Origin of the sequence: Streptomyces albus subsp. albus (assembly GCF_000719865.1) — a bacterium.
GTDB lineage: Bacteria > Actinomycetota > Actinomycetes > Streptomycetales > Streptomycetaceae > Streptomyces > Streptomyces albus_E.
Genome location: NZ_JOID01000071.1, coordinates 1 through 1732 on the forward strand (window position 1 = coordinate 1; position 1732 = coordinate 1732).

Annotated in this window: 1 protein-coding gene; it reads right to left on the reverse strand. The window is 69.1% G+C overall.

Going from position 1 to position 1732, the window contains the following annotated elements; all coding sequences use genetic code 11:
- Window positions 1-162: 162 nt before the first annotated feature.
- Complete coding sequence (locus tag IF83_RS0129375; protein ID WP_463607033.1) at window positions 163-1590, reverse strand: IS1182 family transposase; 1428 nt, start codon at window positions 1588-1590, stop codon at window positions 163-165.
- Between the last annotated feature and the right edge of the window lie 142 nt (window positions 1591-1732).

A 1732-nucleotide genomic window follows, 5' to 3' on the forward strand; every position in this document is an offset into this window, starting at 1 on the left:
GCTAGGAGCGTGTCCCGGTAACGGGCAAGCAGGGTGGTGCCGTTATTGATGGGGTTGGTGGCGGTCGCTGTGCCGGCGTGGGCGGGGCGACAGTCGGGGGTCGTGTCGGCCGGGAGGTCGGCCTGGCGGGGTCCCGGTGACCGGGCCAGGAGGCCCGGTGGGTCAACCGGTTGCAGTGGCGAGTCCCACGGTCCCTGCGTGTCGGAAGATCTTGCGGAGGTTGTGGCAGGTGGCCAGCAGCCGCCACTCGCCTCGCGCCCCGTCTTCGCCGCGCAGGAGGAGTTGGCGGCCGTTCTGGCAGGTCATGATCTGGCCGAAGACGGGTTCGATGATGGCTTTTCGGCGGGCGTAGGCGGCTTTGCCGGGCTTGGTCCTCAGTTTGCGGGCCATTCGCTCTTTCGGCGTGGCGTCCTTGGGGATGCGTCCGCGGGGTGCGGGCGGGACCTGTTCGTCGTGCTTGAGTCGGCCGGTGGCCATGAACGTCTCCGTCCCGCAGGACAGTTGGCGCTCTCGGGCGGCTTCGAGGTTGGTCTCGGAGCAGTAGCCGGCGTCGACCAGGGCCTGCTTGGGGTGGGTGCCGGTGTTCGCCGTGGACTGGTCGAGCATGGCGGTGTAGTTCAGCGTGTCGGAGGGGTTGGTCGTCACGTCGGCGGCGGTGATGACCTGGTGGGTCTCGTCGACGACGGCCTGGGCGTTGTAGGCCTGGATGTAGGCGCCGTCGCTGTTCTTCATGATCTTCGAGTCGGGGTCGGTGAAGTTGGCCTGCGCCTTCGGCTTCGGGCGGGCCGTCTTGGCAGCCTTCTCGCCGGCGTCGGTGACGGTCTGCTCGTCGCTGCTGCCGGCGCGCTCCTGGCGGCGGCGTTCCTTGTCCTGGGCGTGGCGGCGGGCCTTGTCGGCGGCCTCGGCCTCGATCTGGGCGCGGGCGGCCTGCAGCTTGGCCAGGCGCTTCTCACGCCGGTCCAGTTCGGCGGGCAGATCGACCTCCTTGCCGTCGGGGCCGAACCGCTCGTCCTCGGTGGCATCGGTGGCCTCCGCGTCGGCCAGCAGGGCGGCCGCCTTCGCCTCCAGTTCGGCGATCTCGGCTTCGAGGCGTTCCTCCTTGTCGACCAGGCGTCCGTAGCTCATCGCCTTGTGCTTGGAGGCGCTTGCTTCCAGCTTCGTGCCGTCCAGAGCGACGCGGCCCAGTTTGACCATGCCGAGCTTGGTCGCCAGATGCAGGGACTGCAGGAACAGGCCGGCGAGCGCGTTGAGGTGGCGGCGTCGGAAGCGGGCGATCGAGCGGAAGTCGGGGGCCTGGTCGGCGGCGAGGAACCGGAAGGCGACGTCGTCGACGCAGCGGCGCTGGATCGCCCGGGAGGAGCGCACGCCGGTGGTGTATCCGTAGATCAGCAGGCGCACCATCAGCCGGGGGTCGTAGGGCGGGTAGCCGCGCTTTTCCGTGTAGTCGTCCAGGATCGGCGTGAGGTCGAGCGTCTCGTCGACCAGGTCCGCGACGAACCGGGCCAGGTGGTCCTCGGACAGCCAGTCGTCCAGCGACGGCGGCAGCAGCAGGACCTGGTGCGGGTCGAACGCGCGGAACCGCTTGCCCACCGCCGCTGAACGTGTCTGCTGCCGCTTCGGCTCGACCGGCTCGACCTCGAACAGCCCATCCCCATCACGCATACCAGGATCATCCCGCATGAATGATCACGAGCTACACGCGGGTTGCCCGTTACTGAGACACGCTCCTAGC